Below are 16,583 nucleotides of genomic sequence, written 5' to 3' on the forward strand. Positions count from 1 at the left end.
CGCGAACCGCGCGGTGGGCAACCCCGCGGGGGAGGCCGCGCTGGAGATCACGCTCGGCCCCGTGCGCCTGCGGGCGGAGGTGGCGATGACCCTGGCCCTGACGGGTGCCGCGACGGCCCGCGTGGGCGGGCGGGCGCAACCCGTGACCTTCGCGCTGGATGCGGGGGACGAGGTCACAATCGACCCGCCCGCCCGCGGCATGCGCAGCTATCTGGCGATCCGGGGCGGGTTCGACGTGGCCCCGGTGCTGGGCTCCTGCGCCACGGATTCGCTGGCGCAGATCGGACCCGCGCCGCTGATGGCGGGCGATGTGCTGGCCCCCGCGGGCCGCGCGGCGGGGGCGGTGACCGATCCCGGCCCGGGTCCGGACCTGCCGCAGGCGGGGGCGGTCTTGACCCTGCCCGTGACGCTCGGGCCGCGCACCGACTGGTTCGACGATGCCACCGTCCAGCGGTTCCTGGCGCAGGAGTGGACGGTCACGCCGCAATCGTCTCGCGTGGGCATCCGCCTGTCGGGCGAGGCGCTGGCCCGCGAGGACGCGCGCGAACTGCCAAGCGAGGGCACCGCGACCGGCGCCATCCAGGTACCCCATTCCGGACAGCCCGTGCTGTTTCTCGCCGACCATCCGCTGACCGGCGGCTATCCGGTCATCGCGACGCTGCACCCCGCGGCGCTGGACCTGGCGGGACAGCTGCCGCCCGGCACGCGCATCCGCTTTGCCGCCGACGCCCCTTTTGCCGATATCGACCCGGAGGCCTCCGATGTTTCGTGACACCCCCCTGACCCCGATCCGCCGCATCCTGATCGCCAACCGCGGAGAGATCGCCCTGCGCGTCATCCGCGCCTGCGCCGACGAGGGCATCGAATCGGTGGCGATCTATGCCGATCCCGACCGCGATGCGCCCTTCGTGCGCGCGGCCGATCAGGCCTGGACGCTGGAGGGGCATCGCCCCGCCGACACCTATCTGGACGCGGCCAAGGTGCTGGCCATCGCCGCGCGCGCTGAGGTCGATGCGATCCATCCCGGCTATGGCTTCCTGTCGGAAAACGCCGATTTCGCCCGCGCGGTGCAGGATGCGGGCATCCTGTGGATCGGCCCCGACCCCGACGTGATCGACGCGCTTGGCGACAAGATTCGCGCGCGAGAGATCGCCCAGGCCGTGGGCGCGCCCCTGGTCGCGGGCAGCCCCGGTCCCATCGCCAGCGGGGCCGATGCGCTGGCCTTTGCCCGCGAACACGGCCTGCCTTTGGCAATCAAGGCGGCCTTTGGCGGCGGTGGGCGCGGCATGCGCGTGGCCCGCGATCTGGCAGAGGTCGAGGAGCTGTTCGACGCCGCCACGCGCGAGGCGGTCACCGCCTTCGGTCGCGGTGAATGCTATGTCGAACAGTTCCTGGACCGCCCCCGCCATATCGAGGCACAGGTCCTGGCCGACCGGCACGGCACGATCAAGGTGCTGGGAACCCGCGATTGCTCTCTGCAGCGCCGCAACCAGAAGCTGGTCGAGGAGGCCCCCGCGCCGTTTCTGACCGACGACCAGCGCGCCCGCATCCATGACAGCGCCCGCGCGATCTGCGCCCATGCGGGATACAGCGGCGCGGGCACGGTCGAGTTCCTGCTGTCGGCCAATGGCACGATCAGCTTCCTGGAGGTGAACACTCGCCTGCAGGTCGAACATCCGGTGACCGAGGAGACGACCGGCATCGACATCGTCCGCGCGATGATCCGCGTGGCGCAAGGCGCGCGCCTGACCGATGACGGCGTGCCCGAACCCACCGGCCACGCGATCGAGTTCCGCATCAATGCCGAGGACCCGGGCCGGGGCTTTCTGCCCACGCCCGGCCCGATCACGCTGTGGTCCGCGCCCGGCGGCATTGGCATCCGGCTGGACAGCGGCGTCGAACAGGGCGGCCAGGTCGCGGGCCAGTTCGATTCGATGATGGCCAAGCTGATCGTCACTGGCCCCGACCGCGCGACCGCCATCGCCCGCGCCCGCCGCGCGCTGCGCGAATTCCGCATCGAGGGCGTGGCGTCCGTCCTGCCCTTCCACCGTGCGGTGCTGCAGGCGCCGGAGTTCACGGATGATTTCGCCGTCCACACGCGCTGGATCGAAACGGATTTCGCCGACCGCCTGGCCGCCGCGGTCCAGCCCGCCGACCGTGTGACCCCCGTCCCGGACCAGCCCATGCTGCGCCTGTCGATCGAGATCGACGGCAGGCGTCATGACCTGGCGCTGCCCCAGGGGGTGCTGGCCGCAGCCGCCCCTGCGGCGCCGCAGGAGGTGGCGTCCGATCCGGATTGCGTCAGTGCGCCGGTCGCGGGGACGCTGTCCTTGTGGCAGGCGTCCGACGGGGCGCAGGTCCAAGCCGGAGAGGTGATCGCGGTGATCGAGGCCATGAAGATGGAGACCAGCATCGAGGCCCCGCATGCCGGTCGCCTGACCCGCCTTGCGGCGGAGGGCGCGACCCTGGCGCATGGGGCGCCGCTGGCCCGGATCGACCCCGGCGAGGGATGACCCCATAGGGCTATTCCCGGGGTGGGTATCCGTGATATTCTGCACGTTGTGAATGTCACCCTTGTCCGAGGTCCCGATGAAAGAGCCGACCGCCCATGCCCGGCCGGGCCCCTTGGCCGTCCAGGCACGGGCCGAATTCACGTTGGACATGCTGCGCAACCTTGTCGTGGTCTTCGAGGCCGCCGCCGAGGATCGCAGTGTGCTGGTCGAGATGGGGGACCGCGGGGTCTGGGCCGTCACCCATGACGGGCACCGCCTGTTCATTGGTCAGACGGCCGCGCCACCGCCGCTGGATGCCTGATCCGATTGCTTTTTGTCAGAATGCGGGAACGCCTTCGCATCCCGGTCATTGACCCCCGCAGCCACTGTCGGAGGGACCGGGACGATGCGACACCTTTGGGGACCGGTGCGGGATGACGACGGCCTGACCTTCCGCCTGTGGGCGCCGCGGGCGCAACAGGTCGACCTGCTGGTCGACGGGCAGGCGCAGCCCATGCACAAGGGCGATCTGGACATCTGGCAGGCCCGCAGCCATGCCACCCCCGGCGCCCGCTATCTGTTCCGCGTGGACGGCACCGACATGCCCGACCCGGCCAGCCGCTTGCAGGCGGGGGGCGTGAACGCCGCATCCGTGGTGACCGACCCGCCGATGCCGCAGGAATGGGCAGGACGCCCCTGGTCCGAGGCGGTCATCTATCAGTTGCATGTCGGCTGCTTCACCCCCGAGGGCACGTTCTCTGCCGCCGTCGACCGGCTGCCGGGGCTGGCAGCGCTTGGCTTCACCGCGATCCAGCTGCTGCCCGTGGGCCAGTTTCCCGGCAACCGGGGCTGGGGCTATGACGGCGTGCTGCCCTATGCCCCGCATCCGGCCTATGGCAGTCCGGGCGATCTGCGCCGGCTGATCCGGGCCGCGCATGATTGCGGGATGATGGTGATCCTGGACCTGGTGATGAACCATTTCGGCCCGGACGGCGCGTGGATCCACCACGCGGCGCCGGACTTCTTCGACCCCGACCGGCATACGCCCTGGGGCGCGGCGATCGATTTCTCGCGTCCGCAGGTCTGCGATTTCTGGATCGGCTGCGCGATGCACTGGCTGCGGGATTATGGCTTCGACGGGTTCCGGCTGGATGCGGTGCACCAGATCACCGGGCCGGGTTCGGCCCAGTTCATGAAGGACCTGGCCGCCGAAATCGCCACCCTGACCCCCCGCCGCCACCTGATCACCGAGGACGAGCGCAACATCCCCGACCTGCGCGAGGTGGGCTATGACGCCAGTTGGAACGACGATTTCCATCACGCGGTCCATGTCGCACTGACCGGGGAATCGGACAGCTATTACGCCAGCTTTGCGGTCGACCCGATCGCCGACCTGACGCTGGCCCTGTCGCGCGGCCATATCGAGGAGGGCCAGCCGCGCGAAGGCCTGGATCATCCGCGCGGCGTGCCCTGCGGTCACCTGCCGCCGACGGCCTTCGTGAACGCGATCCAGACGCATGACCAGATCGGCAACCGCGCCTTGGGAGAGCGCCTGCTGACCCTGGCCAAGCCCGATGCCGTCCGCGTCGCCTATGCGCTGCTGCTGGTCGCGCCCTATGTGCCGATGGTCTTCATGGGAGAGGAGCGCGGAGAGACCGCGCCGTTCCAGTTCTTTGCCGATTATTCGGGCGATCTGGGAGAGGCCGTCCGCAAGGGCCGCGCATCCGAGTTTCCGGGCATCGCCAGCCTGGGCGACGGCGTGCCGGACCCCATCGACCCCGCGACCATGGAGCGGTCGCGCCTTGGCTGGCGCGACGATCCCGACGCCCGCGATTGGATGGACCTGACCCGCCGGGCTCTGGCGTTCCGCGCGGCCCATGTCGTGCCGCTGCTGAACAGCGGCAAGCCCGAGGCCAGCGTCACCCGCGAGGGGCCGGGCCTGATCCGCGCCCTGTGGCAGTTCCCCGGCGGCGGCCTTGCGCTGTCGCTGGCCCTGGGCCAGCCTGACCCGACACCGTTGCCCGATGCCGACCTGTCCGTGGGACAGCCCGGCGATCTCTTTTCCCTGACCGTGAAAGCCTTGTCATGATTCCGCGTATTCCGACTGCCACCTGCCGCATCCAGCTGCGCGAGGGGGTGGATTTCGCGGCCCTGACCGGACGCCTGGACCAGATCGCCGATCTGGGCGTGTCCCACCTGTACCTGTCGCCGATCTTTGCCGCGACCGAGGGGTCGACCCACGGCTATGACATCACCGATCCGACCCGGATCGACGACAGCCTTGGCGGGGCAGAGGGATTTGCCGCGCTGGCCGAACAGGCCAAGGCGCGCGACCTGGGGATCATCCTGGACATCGTGCCGAACCACACCGCGTTTTCCGTGCAGAACCCGTGGCTGGCCGACGTGCTGACGCATGGCCGGTCCAGCCCGCGCGCCCGGCATTTCGACATCGACTGGCAGGCAGGGCCGCTGGTCCTGCCCTGGCTGCCCGCCCCGTTCGAGCAGATGCTGACCGAGGGCGCGTTCCGCGTCCGCGATGGCCAGTGGATGTTCGGCGATTTGGCGCTGCCGCTGGCGCCCGGCACGAATGCCACCGACGATCTGCGGGCCCTGCACGAGGCGCAGCACTGGCGGCTGGTCCATCACGTGCTGGAGCGGGACGGCATCACGCATCGGCGGTTCTTCAACGTCACCGACCTGATCGGCATGCGGGTCGAGGACCCGTCGGTGTTCGAGGACACCCACGCGCTGATCCTGGAGCTGGTGCGCAGCGGTCAGGTTCAGGGACTGCGGGTGGACCATGTCGACGGGCTGGCCGATCCTGCGGACTATCTGGACAGGCTGGCGGCGGCGTTGCCCGACACGCCGATCTGGATCGAGAAGATCCTGACGGGCGACGAACCGCTGCCCGATGCCTGGGCGACCGAGGGCACGACCGGCTATGAAGCCGGGCGCCTGATCACCCGCATGCTGACCCCCGCCGCGGGGCTGGAGCGTCTGGACGATGCCTGGCACGACGCCATCGGCCCGACGCCGTCCTTTGCCGACACCCTGACGCAGGCCAAGCACGAGATCCTGGACAACGAGCTGGCCGCCGAGCGGATGCAGCTGTCGCGCATGGCGGCCCATGCGCTGGCGCCGGTCTCGGAGGTCGAACCCGGCCCCGAGGCCCTGCGCGAGGCGGTGACCGCGCTGTTGATCGCCACGCCGCGCTATCGCACCTATGTCACCGCACGGGGCGCAGACGCCGATGATCGCGCGCTGATCGAGCAGGTGGCCGAGGAGGCCGCCAAGGGGCTGCGCAGCGATCTTGTGGTGCGACAGCTGGCCGGGGTCTGGGCCGAGCCGTCCACGCCCGCGCAGCAGGCCTTCGTCACGCGGTTGCAGCAGGTCTCGGGCGCGCTGCTGGCCAAGGCGCAGGAGGACACGGCCGGCTTCCGCTGGACCCGCTATCTGCCCGCGAACGAGGTCGGCGCCGAACCCGACGAGGCGACCATCACCGGGCCCGAGGCGACCGAGGCCATGGCCCGCCGCCGCGTAGGCGACATGGTTCTGACCTCGTCCCATGACAGCAAGCGGTCCGAGGATGCCCGTGCGCGCCTGATCGCCGCAAGCCACCTGCCGGAGGATCTGGCGGCGCTGGATCAGGCCGCGGCCCGGATGCCGCAGGCGAAGGGCGTGGACCCGCGCTGGCGGTGGTACATGGTGCAGACCGCCCTGGCCCTGCACGGGGCCGAGGATGCGGGCGAACGCGTCAACACCCATGTCGAGAAGGCCCTGCGCGAGGCCAAGCAGGAAAGCTACTGGACCAACCCCGACGAGGCGGTCGAGGGGCGCATCGCCGATCTGGGCCGCGCCCTGCTGGAGGAGTGGGACCGCGATGCGCCCGCTGCCCTGACGCGGCTGCTGGAACGGGGACAGGCGCTGATCCTGGCGCAGCTGATGTTCAAGATGGTCATGCCGGGCTTTCCCGACGTCTATCAGGGCACGCAGGGCCTGTTCCTGGCACTGACCGACCCGGACAACCGCCGCCCCGTGCCGTGGGATGCACTGGCCGCGGGCGATCAGGGAGACGACATCGGCGCGGTCAAGGCCCGCTGGACCCATCGCCTGCTAGCGTTGCGGGCGCAGATGGCCGATCTGCTGGATGATGCCGATACGCGGGTCCAGATCGACGATGCGGGCATCGGCCTGACGCGCCGCGCGAGCAAGCGACAGCTGATCGCCCGCCTGGATCTGCCCGGCGGGGCGGCAGCGGCCGACGACGGTGCCGAAATTCTGGACTGGCATGGGCCCGACGGCTGCCGGGTGCATCTGAGAGAGGCATGATCCCCTTTCGCCCGATTGATATTTGACGCGCGTGGGAACAACCGGAGGGCATGGCGGTTCGACAGGTGACGCGCCACAAGCCCTTCTCCATTGGGCAGCATGGCGGGATGAAACCCTAGCCTGCAAGAGATGTCGCCATGTCAGAATACATGCCCGCCGTGCCGCGCCTGGCCACCCCCGTCACCCGTCCTGCGCCCGTCCCCGTCACCGGGGTCGCGACCCTTCTGCTGGCGGGGGGAAAGGGCACGCGCCTGCATGAACTGACCGCCCGCGACAGCAAGCCCGCCGTGCCCTTTGCGGGCGCGAACCGTATCATCGACTTTGCGATGGCGAATGCCGTGCGGTCCGGACTGCCGCGGATGCTGGTCGCCACGCAATACGCGCCGCACAGCCTGCATCACCACCTGCCGACACGGTGGGGCCACCGTTTCCCCCAGGCCGGCTTGGCCCTGCGCGATGGTCAGGACCGGTTCATGGGCACCGCCGACGCCGCGCGCCAGACCTGGGACGCGCTGGAGGCGATGGGTGGCGATCAGGTCCTGATCCTGGCGGCCGACCATGTCTATGACATGAACTATGCCGATCTGCTGGCGGCGCATCGCGTGTCGGGGGCGGCGGTGACCGTGGCCGTCGACACGGTACCCCGGGCCGAGGCGCGCGGCTTTGGCGTCATGCAGGCCGACGCGCAGGGTCGCATCCTGTCGTTCCTGGAAAAGCCCGCCGACCCCCCCGGCATGATCGATCAGCCCGATCGGGCTATGGTGTCGATGGGCATCTATGTCTTCGACCGCCGCTGGCTGCAGGAGGCGCTGTTCGACAGCCCGGTCGAGGCGATGGATTTCGGCCATGACGTGATCCCCGATGCGGTGGCGCAGGGCGTGGCCGGCGTGTGGCGGATGCCCGCCGGGCCGTCGGGCCGCGGCTATTGGCGCGACGTGGGCACGCTGGACGCGCTGCGCCGCGCGCAGCTGGATTTCGTGTCGGCCGAGCCCGCGCGCCTGCCTTTTGCCAGCCCGGCATCCGACTGGTACCTGGGACGCGGCAGCATCGCCATGCCGGGCGCCGTGGTGCCCGAAAGCGCCCGCCTGACCTGCACGCTGGTCGCCCCCGGAACGCAGGTCCCCCCGGGACTGGTCACCGGAGAGAACGCGACCGAGGACGCCCGCTGGTTCACCCGCACCCCGGCGGGAACCGTCCTGATCACGCAAACGATGCTGGACCGCCGTGCCGCGCACGCGCATATCCGTCGTTCCGTCACCCCACCCCCTTCCAACCGCCGAGGACTTCATGCGTGATCTGACCACCCCTCCTATCTTTGATGCCACCCAGGCCCGTTCCGACATCCTGGGCGCCGAATTCATGGGCGAGGGGACGAATTTCGCGCTGTATTCCGACCACGCGACCAAGGTCGAGCTGTGTTTGTTCGACGACGAGGGCCAGGAGGAACTGTACCGCCTGCCCTTGCCGGACATGGAGGGGGGCATCTGGTTCGGATACCTGCCCGACATCATGCCGGGCCAGGTCTATGGCTATCGCGTGCACGGCCCCTACGAGCCCGAGAACGGCCACCGCTTCAACCCCAACAAGCTGCTCTTGGACCCCTATGCCCGCGAACTGCGGGGCGAGATCATCTGGGACGATGCGCTGCATGGCTATACGATCGGCGAGGACGACCTGTCCTTTGACGAACGCGACAGCGCGCCCTTCATGCCCAAGGGCGTGGTCGTGGACAGCCGCTTTGACTGGGACACGGAACGCGCGCTGCGCACGCCCTGGGCGGACACTGTCATCTATGAGGCCCATGTCAAGGGCGTGACCAAGCGCCATCCCGACGTCCCCGAGGACCTGCAGGGCACGTTCCGCGGCCTGGCGACCGAGCCGGTGATCAGCCACCTGCAGAAGATCGGCGTCACCGCGATCGAGCTGCTGCCGATCCATGCCTTCGCCAACGACCGCTATCTGGTCGAGAAGGACCTGTCGAACTACTGGGGCTATTCGACCCTGTCGTTCTTCGCGCCTCATACGCCTTATCTGAAGACGGGCCAGATCCGCGAGGTCAAGGAGGCGATCCGCAAGTTCCACAAGGCCGGGATCGAGGTCATCCTTGACGTGGTCTTCAACCACACCTGCGAAGGGTCCGAGCTGGGCCAGACGCTGTCCTTCCGCGGCATCGACAATGCCAGCTACTATCTGCTGTCCGAGGACAAGCGCCACAGCTTCGACACCACGGGCACGGGCAACACGCTGAACGTCGCGCATCCGATGGTGCTGCGCATGGTGATGGATTCGCTGCGCTACTGGGTGCAGGTGATGCATGTCGACGGGTTCCGGTTCGACCTGGCATCGACCCTGGGCCGCGAATCCGAAGGGTTCGAGCGTGATGGGTCGTTCTTCAATGCCATCCGCCAGGACCCGGTCCTGTCCGGCATCAAGCTGATCGCCGAACCCTGGGACATCGGCGAGGGCGGCTATCAGGTCGGCGGATACCGCTGGCCGTTCCGCGAATGGAACGACAAGTTCCGTGACGACACTCGCGCCTTCTGGCGCCGCAATTCCGGCCAGCTGGGCGTCATCGCCGAGCGTCTGGTCGGATCGCCGGTGCAGTTCAACCACAGCCATCGTCCGGCCACCAGTTCGGTGAACTTCGTCGCGGCGCATGACGGGTTCACCCTGTGGGACACGGTCAGCTATTCCGACAAGCACAATGACGCCAATGGCGAGGACGGGCGCGACGGGCACGACCACAACCTGTCCGACAACCTGGGCGCCGAGGGGCCGACGGACGATGCGGGCATCGACACCGCCCGCGTTCGCCGTGTGCGCGGCATGCTGGCCACCATCTTCCTGTCGCAGGGCGTGCCGATGATCCTGGCCGGGGACGAGATGGGCAATTCCCAGGACGGCAACAACAATGCCTATTGCCAGGACAACGAGATCAGCTGGCTGGATTGGGACGGCGCGCGCGCCGACATCCGCGATGCCGTGGCGGCGCTGACCGCGTTCCGCAAGGACAGCGGTCTGGCACAGACGCATTTCAGCGGACCCGAAGGCCAGCCCGTCGCCCGCTGGTTCCACCCGCGCGGCGATGCGATGACCGACGCGGACTGGTCGGAAGGAGAGTTGCGGATCCTGGGCCTGATGCTGCAGCCCACTGACGCGCCCGAGATCCTGATCATCGTGAATGCGGGCGATGATGGCGAATTCGCCCTGCCCGAAGGCGACTGGACGCTGCGCATCGACACGGCGCGCGACGACGTCGCCTGCATGGATACCGTTTCAGGGGTTCTGCCCCTGGGATGGCAAAGCGTGGTGGCCCTGACCCGTGCGTGAGGACCGCCCCGACCCGAAGTCTCATCAATGGAGGACATGATGACCGATCTGGACAAAGACGACCTGATCCGCGCCCGCGCCCATCAGATCTGGGAAAACGAGGGCTGCCCCGAGGGCCAGGAGGCCGACCACTGGGCCCGTGCCACCGCTGAGATCGAGGCCGGTGCAGGACAGCCTGACGCCGCGCAATCCGCAGCCGATGCCGGTGAGCGCGCCGAGGAGGAGGGCAACGTCCCCTCGGCCGTCGCCGGCCCCGCGGCGCGTCGTCGCGCGGCCCGCTGATCGCCGCAGGCATGACGTGAAAATAGGGCCGCGGCGCTGAAACCTTCGGCGCCGCGGCCCGTATCTTTCTGCAGGGCCCGAACGGTTCGGGTCAGGCCGCGATGGCGGATCGGGGACGCATGACGCGGGCGACGGCCAGCATCGACGTCACCGCGCCGGCCAGCGTGGACAGCAGAAGGATCATCAGCAGCGCCTGCACCGCCGTGACGTGCAGCAATGATGCCGCCGCCACCGCCGCGATCAGGGGGATATGGATTCCGGCAAAGACGATCAGCATGATCTTGGTCCTGATGCTCATCTTGGCAATACCCTCCGGCTGTTTTGAATCAAATGATCGACAACTTGAAATTGTGGTCCAGTCTGGAACTATGCAGCACGACCATCAGAAATCAAGACTGTACGGTTCATGACGGATCACGACGACAACGTTCGGATGCTTGTGGCCATCGCGGCCGGATCGCGGGCGGACTTCGCCGACTTCTATCGCACGAATTGCGACATGGTGTTCGCAATTCTGCTGCGGATGCTGCGCGACCGCACCGATGCCGAGGATCTGCTGCAGGAGGTGTTCGTGCGGGTCTGGACGCGGGCTGGCCGCTATGACCCCCGGCTGTCGAATCCGCGGACCTGGCTTGTGGCGATCACCCGCAACGCGGCCATCGACCGGCTGCGGTCGCGGCAGGTGCGCCCGGTCACCCAGCCCGTCGATCCGGGCCTGCCCGGTCCCGGCCCGGGCCCCGAGGCGCAGGCGATCGCCGCCGATCAGCGGACGCGGCTGGACGGTTGCCTGGATGAACTGGACGCAGACAAGGCGCAGGCCGTGCGCCGGGCCTATCTTGACGGCTGGAGCTATGAGGAGCTGGCCCGCGATGCGGACGTTCCCCTGAACACGATGAAGACCTGGCTGCGGCGGTCGCTGCAGCGTCTGCGCGCCTGCATGGATCAATTCACGGACCCCGAATGACCGACCCCTCGACCGACGACATCATGGCTGCGGAATACGCCATCGGCCTGCTGGACCCGGAACAGCGGGCCCTGGCGGATCGGCGTCTGGCCCGCGACCCGGTCTGGGCGGGACTGGTCGCCGCCTGGCAGATGCGCCTGTCGCCGATGAACGGGCAGTTCGGATCGGTGCCGGCGCCCAATGTGCTGCCCCTGATCCAGCGGCGGCTGTTCGGTCCGCCGGTCCGCCGATCGCCCCTGTCCGGCGTGCCGGTCCCTGTGATCGTCGGTGTGGTGCTGGCCGCCAAGGCGCTGGTGCTGTGGGTGCTGCTGGGATGACAGGACATCGCACGGCCATGTGCATAACGCGCAAATATTCCCGTTCAAGGTGAAACAAACAGTACTGTGGTTGCGTATCTTCCGGATGCACGACCCATGCGCCGGAGCCTCGTCATGTCGCACGCCCAGGACGTCTGTTTGCACGACTATGCCGGGCCCGTCCTGGCGGGACAGCTGTTGGACGGGCGACAGGTCCTGCGGCTGGACGCGTTCGGCCCGCGGCGGTCCGGGGAGGCGCTGGACGACGGGCTGCCGCTGGACATCGGGCGGATCGTGCATCCCGAACCTGACCGTCCGGCCGTGGTTCTCGGGTCGGGCACGCTCACGCCAGCCTTCGCGGCCGGAGTCGCCGTGGTCCCGTTGGGCAGCCCGCGCACGGCGGTCCTGTTGCAGGACCGGGGCGGGGGCCTGGTGTTCCTCTTTCCCGACGGTGCGCCGGACCTGCCGGGGGCCACGCGGCTGATCGCGAAGCTGCGGCGCCTGCCCCACGCCTTTGCCGCCGGGGTGATGTGCTTTGCCCGCGACACGATGATCCGCACCGCCGGGGGCGACATGCCGGTCCAGATGCTGCGCCCCGGCATGGCGGTCCAGACCCGCGATGCGGGCCTGCAGCGGATCGCATGGATTGGCACCCGTACCCTTGGCCCCGCCCGGCTGCATGCGGAACCCGAACGGCGTCCGATCCTGATCCGGCGCGATGCGCTTGGCCCCGGCATCCCGGCCCGCGACCTGGTCGTGTCCCCCCAGCACCGCCTTCTGGTCGGGTCGCGCATCGCCCGGCGGATGTTCGACGAACCCGAGGTGCTGGTCGCGGCACAGCACCTGACCTCTATCCCCGGGGTGGGTCCGGCGCCGTGGCAGGGGGGCGTGACCTATCTGCATTTCGTCTGCGAGGAGCACCAGCTTGTCCTGGCCGAAGGCGCCTGCGCCGAGACGCTGCACACCAGCCCCGACGCGCTGAAGACCCTGTCCGAGACCGCCCGGCGCGAGGTGCTGGCCCTGTTCCCCGATCTGGGGCTGATGACGGGTGCCGCCGACGGTCCGACCCGCCCGGCGGCGCGCCGGATGCTGAACGGGGCCGAGGGGCGCCAGCTGGCCCGCCGCCATGCAGTCAACCGGGTCATGACCCAGGGCTGATGATGTTCAACTGTCTTGCCAACTGTTGAACATGGATGTATTCAACAGACATTACAACTGTTGTACATGATGCCCCGATCCCATTCCGCCTTGGCCCATGCCGCCTATCACGACCTGCTGCGCGCCTTGCGCGACGAGGGGCTGCGTGATCTGCGTGGCGCGCCTACCCTGGTCGAACGCAACGGGCGGGGCTACTGGTACGACAGCTTTCGCGTCGGCACCCAGGTCCGCAAGCGCTATCTGGGAGAGGATGGCCCAGACATTGCCGCCCGCATGCAGGCGCTGCGCGACGATCGGGTGCCCGCCGAACAGCGCCGTCGCGATCGCGCCCGGCTGGTACGCCTGCTGCGGGCCGAGGGGTTTCTGGGCCTGGACCCGACCAACGGCAGCCTGATGGCGGCGCTGTCGGGGGCGGGGGTGTTCCGCCTTGGCGGCACGGTCGTCGGCACCCACGCCTTTCGCCTGTACGAGGGGGAACTGAACCTGGTCCTGTCGCTGGAACAGACCGCGCAGACAGACGATCTGGACATCGCCAGCTTTGAGCGCCTGTCCCTGGCGCTGGAGGATGCGGCGGCGCCCCCGGTCACGCAGGTCCTGGCCGATTTCGACTTTGCCCCGGCGCCCAGCCTGCAACCGGGCCGCGCCTGGCGCTGGCGGCAGACGCAGGGCAATGCGCTGGTCGAATTCCTGACCCCGGCCTTTGGAGAGGAGGGGCTGCGCGACCTGCCCGCGCTTGGGGTGCAGGCGCAGGCGCTGCACCATCTGAACTATCTGATCGCGGATCCGATCCCCGCGGCCATCCCCTATCGCAGCGGCGTGCTGGTCCAGGTGCCGCGCCCGGAACGGTTCGCCATCCACAAGCTGATCGTGGCCGACCGCCGTCGCGCCGAGGATCGCCCGAAATCCGCCAAGGACCGGTCGCAGGCCGCGTTCCTGATCGACGCGCTGGCCCGCGACCGCCCCGACGATCTGGCCGAGGCGCATGAGGACGCCCTGTCGCGCGGCCCGCGGTGGCGCGACCGCATCGCGGCCAGCCTGTCGCGCATGCCCCAGACCGCCGCTCTGCTGGCGGCGCTGTAGGCGGCAATCAGGGCAGCATCACGCGGGTCTGCCACCCTTCGCAGGCGCGGGCCAGATCGCCGGGCAGAGGGCGGTCGGTGAAGATCGCGTCCAGCTGCGACAGCGATCCGATGCGGGCGGGCGCGCTGCGCGACAGCTTGGAATGGTCCGCCACCAGGAAGGTGCGGCGCGACTGGCGCAGGATGGTCTGGCTGACGCCGACTTCCTGGATGTCGAAATCAAGAAGGTCGCCGTCGCGGTCCAGCGCGGAGCAGCCGATCACGGCCAGGTCGAACTTGAACTGGCGGATGGTCTCGGCCGCCAGCGTGCCGACCAGGCCCCCGTCCGCGCGGCGCAGGCTGCCCCCGGTGACGATCACGTCGCAATCGGTGTTGGCCGCCAGGATGTTCGCCACGTTCATGTTGTTCGTCACCACCAGCAGGTCGCGATGGCCCAGCAGTTCGCGGGCCACGGCTTCGGTGCTGGTGCCGATGTTCAGGAACAGGCTGATCTTTTCGGGCACCTCGGCGGCGCAGGCGCGGGCGATGGCAGTCTTGGCGTCGTGGTGCAGGGCGCGACGTTCCTCATAGCCGATATTGGCCACGCCCGAGGGCAGGATCGCGCCGCCGTGAACACGCTCCAGCCGGCCGGCCTCGGCGAGGTCGGTCAGGTCGCGTCGGATCGTTTGCAGCGTGACGCCGAAATGCCCGGCCAACCCCTCGACCGTGACCTTGCCGTCGCGGCGGGCGATCTCCAGGATCTCGGGCTGGCGGAAGCTTTGCGACATGGGGCACCCCTTGCGGTTTCGTCGATCTTGCACGACCCGGCCGAACAGGCAAGATGTTCGCTTTGTTGCGGTTTGTGCAGATCGTGCAAGGAATGGCGCGATGAATCGGCATCTGACACGCCGTTTCTATGCTAATTCAGGGCATAATCCGTGACGTGTTCTCTGTAAGATCATAAGAATCATATGAAAAAAACAAATGAACCGAAACGAAAATAAAATCCTTTCTTTTTGGTGCGAACGACGGCACACATAGGCAGGGTCCATGAAAGGATGGCGGCGCGTGACGGGTACAGGCAAGACGGTCGATCTGTTCGTGATCGGGGGCGGCATCAATGGTTGCGGGATCGCCCGCGATGCGGCCGGGCGCGGCCTGTCCGTCACCCTGGCCGAGATGGGCGACTTGGCGCAAGCGACGTCCAGCGCCTCGACCAAGCTGTTTCACGGTGGCCTGCGCTATCTGGAGTATTTCGAGTTCCGGCTGGTCCGCGAGGCGCTGATCGAACGCGAGGTGCTGCTGCGCGCGATGCCGCATATCAGCTGGCCGATGCGGTTCGTGCTGCCCTATCACCCCGACATGCGGTTCGAATCGGACACGCCGACCTCCAAGCTGCTGGGCATGGTGATGCCCTGGATGAAGGGCCGTCGGCCCGCCTGGCTGATCCGCTTGGGGCTGTTCATGTACGACACGCTTGGCGGCCGCAAGATCCTGCCCGGTACGCGCACGCTGTCGCTGGACGGCACCCCCGAAGGCGCGCCGCTGCAGGAACGCTTTCACCACGCCTATGAATATTCCGACTGCTGGGTCGAGGATTCGCGCCTGGTGGTCCTGAACGCACGCGACGCCGAGGCGCGCGGCGCCACGGTGATGACCGGCACCAAGGTGCTGTCCGCCGATCGCCATCCCGACCACTGGATCGTGACCACTCAGGACGTGGCGACGGGCCGGACGACCAAGCACCGCGCACGGATGCTGGTCAATGCCGGCGGCCCCTGGGTGGGCGACCTGATCCAGGGCACGATCCGCCTGAATTCGACCGAGGGTGTGCGCCTGGTGCGGGGCAGCCATATCGTGACGCGGCGCCTTTATGATCACGACAAATGCTATTTCTTTCAGGGCACCGACGGGCGGATCATCTTTGCGATCCCCTACGAGACCGACTTCACCCTGATCGGCACGACCGATGCCGACCACCATGACCCGTCGGTCAAGCCGGAATGCACGCCGCAGGAGCGCGATTACCTGCTGGGCTTTGCGAACCAGTATTTCCGCCGCCAGCTGACCGCGGATGACGTGGTCTGGTCCTATTCCGGGGTGCGGCCGCTGTATGACGACGGCGCGCAAAGCGCCACGGCGGCGACGCGCGACTATACGCTGAAGGTCGACCAGACCGGCGGCGCGCCGGTGCTGAACGTCTTCGGCGGCAAGATCACCACCTATCGCCGGCTGGCGGAATCGGCGCTGGCCAAGATCGCGCCGTTCTTTCCGAACCTGCCCGGCGACTGGACGCGTGGCGTGGCGCTGCCCGGCGGGGATTTCCCTGTCGACGGGGTGCCGGCGCTGGTCGCACGGCTGCGCGCGGATCATCCGTTCCTGACCGAAGGTTGGGCCCGCCGCCTTGTGCGCGCCTATGGGACCGAGGCCGCGACGATCCTTGCGGGGGCGCAGCAGGCCGCCGACCTGGGCGTCGATTTCGGCGCCACGCTGACCGAGGCGGAGGTCGTGTGGCTGATGGATCACGAATATGCCCGCCGCGCGACCGACGTGGTCTGGCGGCGGACCAAGCTGGGGCTGCGCCTGGACGCCGATCAGGTGCAGGTCCTGGACCAGTGGATACAGGCCCGTTGGGCGCAGGGGGCGGCCGCGGAATAGACGCGCCGTCAGGAGG

General features: G+C 68.6%; 15 protein-coding genes. 13 read left to right on the forward strand and 2 right to left on the reverse strand.

What is annotated here, in order from left to right:
• The 8 genes from FHD68_RS07125 to FHD68_RS07160 form a co-directional block, all read left to right on the forward strand.
• The coding region (locus FHD68_RS07125; protein WP_139085473.1) for a 5-oxoprolinase subunit C family protein at nt 1-772 on the forward strand (772 nt) is incomplete at its 5' end.
• Entirely contained in the window at nt 762-2,513 is a 1,752-nt protein-coding gene (locus FHD68_RS07130) for an acetyl/propionyl/methylcrotonyl-CoA carboxylase subunit alpha (protein ID WP_240542562.1), read from the forward strand. The genes FHD68_RS07125 and FHD68_RS07130, both read left to right, overlap by 11 nt.
• Nucleotides 2,514-2,589: 76 nt before the next feature.
• Nucleotides 2,590-2,814: a hypothetical protein gene (locus FHD68_RS07135; protein WP_045983681.1), complete on the forward strand. Its 225-nt coding sequence runs from the start codon at nt 2,590-2,592 to the stop codon at nt 2,812-2,814.
• 84 nt (nt 2,815-2,898) lie between these two features.
• A complete protein-coding gene (gene treZ, locus FHD68_RS07140) occupies nt 2,899-4,581 on the forward strand; it encodes a malto-oligosyltrehalose trehalohydrolase (protein WP_127899441.1) in 1,683 nt (560 codons plus the stop codon).
• Entirely contained in the window at nt 4,578-6,821 is a 2,244-nt protein-coding gene (treY, locus tag FHD68_RS07145) for a malto-oligosyltrehalose synthase (protein WP_127899442.1), read from the forward strand. The genes treZ and treY overlap by 4 nt, the downstream gene beginning before the upstream one ends.
• A 137-nt stretch (nt 6,822-6,958) precedes the next feature.
• Nucleotides 6,959-8,116, forward strand: coding sequence for a sugar phosphate nucleotidyltransferase (locus tag FHD68_RS07150; RefSeq protein ID WP_240542563.1), 1,158 nt, complete (start codon nt 6,959-6,961; stop codon nt 8,114-8,116).
• Nucleotides 8,109-10,151 (forward strand): glycogen debranching protein GlgX, encoded by a 2,043-nt coding sequence (gene glgX / locus FHD68_RS07155; protein WP_127899443.1) that lies wholly within the window; start codon nt 8,109-8,111, stop codon nt 10,149-10,151. Before FHD68_RS07150 ends, glgX begins: the two co-directional genes overlap by 8 nt.
• 39 nt (nt 10,152-10,190) lie before the next feature.
• Nucleotides 10,191-10,433: a DUF2934 domain-containing protein gene (locus tag FHD68_RS07160; RefSeq protein WP_045983704.1), complete on the forward strand. Its 243-nt coding sequence runs from the start codon at nt 10,191-10,193 to the stop codon at nt 10,431-10,433.
• A gap of 91 nt (nt 10,434-10,524) precedes the next feature.
• Here FHD68_RS07160 and FHD68_RS07165 read toward each other — a convergent pair whose 3' ends face one another.
• Nucleotides 10,525-10,731, reverse strand: coding sequence for a hypothetical protein (locus FHD68_RS07165; RefSeq protein WP_139085475.1), 207 nt, complete (start codon nt 10,729-10,731; stop codon nt 10,525-10,527).
• Nucleotides 10,732-10,839: 108 nt separating this feature from the next.
• Between FHD68_RS07165 and FHD68_RS07170 the strand changes: the two genes are divergently transcribed.
• The 4 genes from FHD68_RS07170 (at nt 10,840) to FHD68_RS07185 (ending at nt 13,931) form a co-directional block, all read left to right on the forward strand.
• On the forward strand, nt 10,840-11,397 hold the full coding sequence (locus tag FHD68_RS07170) for a sigma-70 family RNA polymerase sigma factor (protein WP_045983686.1): 558 nt from the start codon (nt 10,840-10,842) through the stop codon (nt 11,395-11,397).
• Nucleotides 11,394-11,714, forward strand: coding sequence for a hypothetical protein (locus FHD68_RS07175; RefSeq protein ID WP_127899445.1), 321 nt, complete (start codon nt 11,394-11,396; stop codon nt 11,712-11,714). Before FHD68_RS07170 ends, FHD68_RS07175 begins: the two co-directional genes overlap by 4 nt.
• 114 nt (nt 11,715-11,828) lie before the next feature.
• On the forward strand, nt 11,829-12,851 hold the full coding sequence (locus FHD68_RS07180) for a Hint domain-containing protein (RefSeq protein ID WP_164871478.1): 1,023 nt from the start codon (nt 11,829-11,831) through the stop codon (nt 12,849-12,851).
• Nucleotides 12,852-12,917: 66 nt separating this feature from the next.
• Nucleotides 12,918-13,931 (forward strand): nucleotidyltransferase family protein, encoded by a 1,014-nt coding sequence (locus FHD68_RS07185; RefSeq protein ID WP_164871479.1) that lies wholly within the window; start codon nt 12,918-12,920, stop codon nt 13,929-13,931.
• A gap of 7 nt (nt 13,932-13,938) precedes the next feature.
• Here the strand turns inward: FHD68_RS07185 and FHD68_RS07190 are convergent, their stop codons facing one another.
• Nucleotides 13,939-14,697: a DeoR/GlpR family DNA-binding transcription regulator gene (locus FHD68_RS07190; protein ID WP_045983688.1), complete on the reverse strand. Its 759-nt coding sequence runs from the start codon at nt 14,695-14,697 to the stop codon at nt 13,939-13,941.
• A 280-nt stretch (nt 14,698-14,977) separates the two neighbouring features.
• On the opposite strand from FHD68_RS07190, the gene glpD reads away from it, so the two are divergent.
• Nucleotides 14,978-16,567, forward strand: coding sequence for a glycerol-3-phosphate dehydrogenase (gene glpD / locus FHD68_RS07195; protein ID WP_240542564.1), 1,590 nt, complete (start codon nt 14,978-14,980; stop codon nt 16,565-16,567).
• Nucleotides 16,568-16,583 lie beyond the last annotated feature (16 nt).

The organism is Paracoccus marcusii (assembly GCF_006151785.1).
GTDB classification, from domain to species: Bacteria; Pseudomonadota; Alphaproteobacteria; order Rhodobacterales; family Rhodobacteraceae; genus Paracoccus; species Paracoccus marcusii.

Coding starts and splice junctions, on each gene's coding strand:
- FHD68_RS07130 (WP_240542562.1), top strand. CDS start 762: ATGTTTCGTGACACCCCCCTGACCCCGATCCGCCGCATCCTGATCGCC.
- FHD68_RS07135 (WP_045983681.1), top strand. CDS start 2,590: ATGAAAGAGCCGACCGCCCATGCCCGGCCGGGCCCCTTGGCCGTCCAG.
- treZ (WP_127899441.1), top strand. CDS start 2,899: ATGCGACACCTTTGGGGACCGGTGCGGGATGACGACGGCCTGACCTTC.
- treY (WP_127899442.1), top strand. CDS start 4,578: ATGATTCCGCGTATTCCGACTGCCACCTGCCGCATCCAGCTGCGCGAG.
- FHD68_RS07150 (WP_240542563.1), top strand. CDS start 6,959: ATGTCAGAATACATGCCCGCCGTGCCGCGCCTGGCCACCCCCGTCACC.
- glgX (WP_127899443.1), top strand. CDS start 8,109: ATGCGTGATCTGACCACCCCTCCTATCTTTGATGCCACCCAGGCCCGT.
- FHD68_RS07160 (WP_045983704.1), top strand. CDS start 10,191: ATGACCGATCTGGACAAAGACGACCTGATCCGCGCCCGCGCCCATCAG.
- FHD68_RS07165 (WP_139085475.1), bottom strand. CDS start 10,731: ATGAGCATCAGGACCAAGATCATGCTGATCGTCTTTGCCGGAATCCAT.
- FHD68_RS07170 (WP_045983686.1), top strand. CDS start 10,840: ATGACGGATCACGACGACAACGTTCGGATGCTTGTGGCCATCGCGGCC.
- FHD68_RS07175 (WP_127899445.1), top strand. CDS start 11,394: ATGACCGACCCCTCGACCGACGACATCATGGCTGCGGAATACGCCATC.
- FHD68_RS07180 (WP_164871478.1), top strand. CDS start 11,829: ATGTCGCACGCCCAGGACGTCTGTTTGCACGACTATGCCGGGCCCGTC.
- FHD68_RS07185 (WP_164871479.1), top strand. CDS start 12,918: ATGATGCCCCGATCCCATTCCGCCTTGGCCCATGCCGCCTATCACGAC.
- FHD68_RS07190 (WP_045983688.1), bottom strand. CDS start 14,697: ATGTCGCAAAGCTTCCGCCAGCCCGAGATCCTGGAGATCGCCCGCCGC.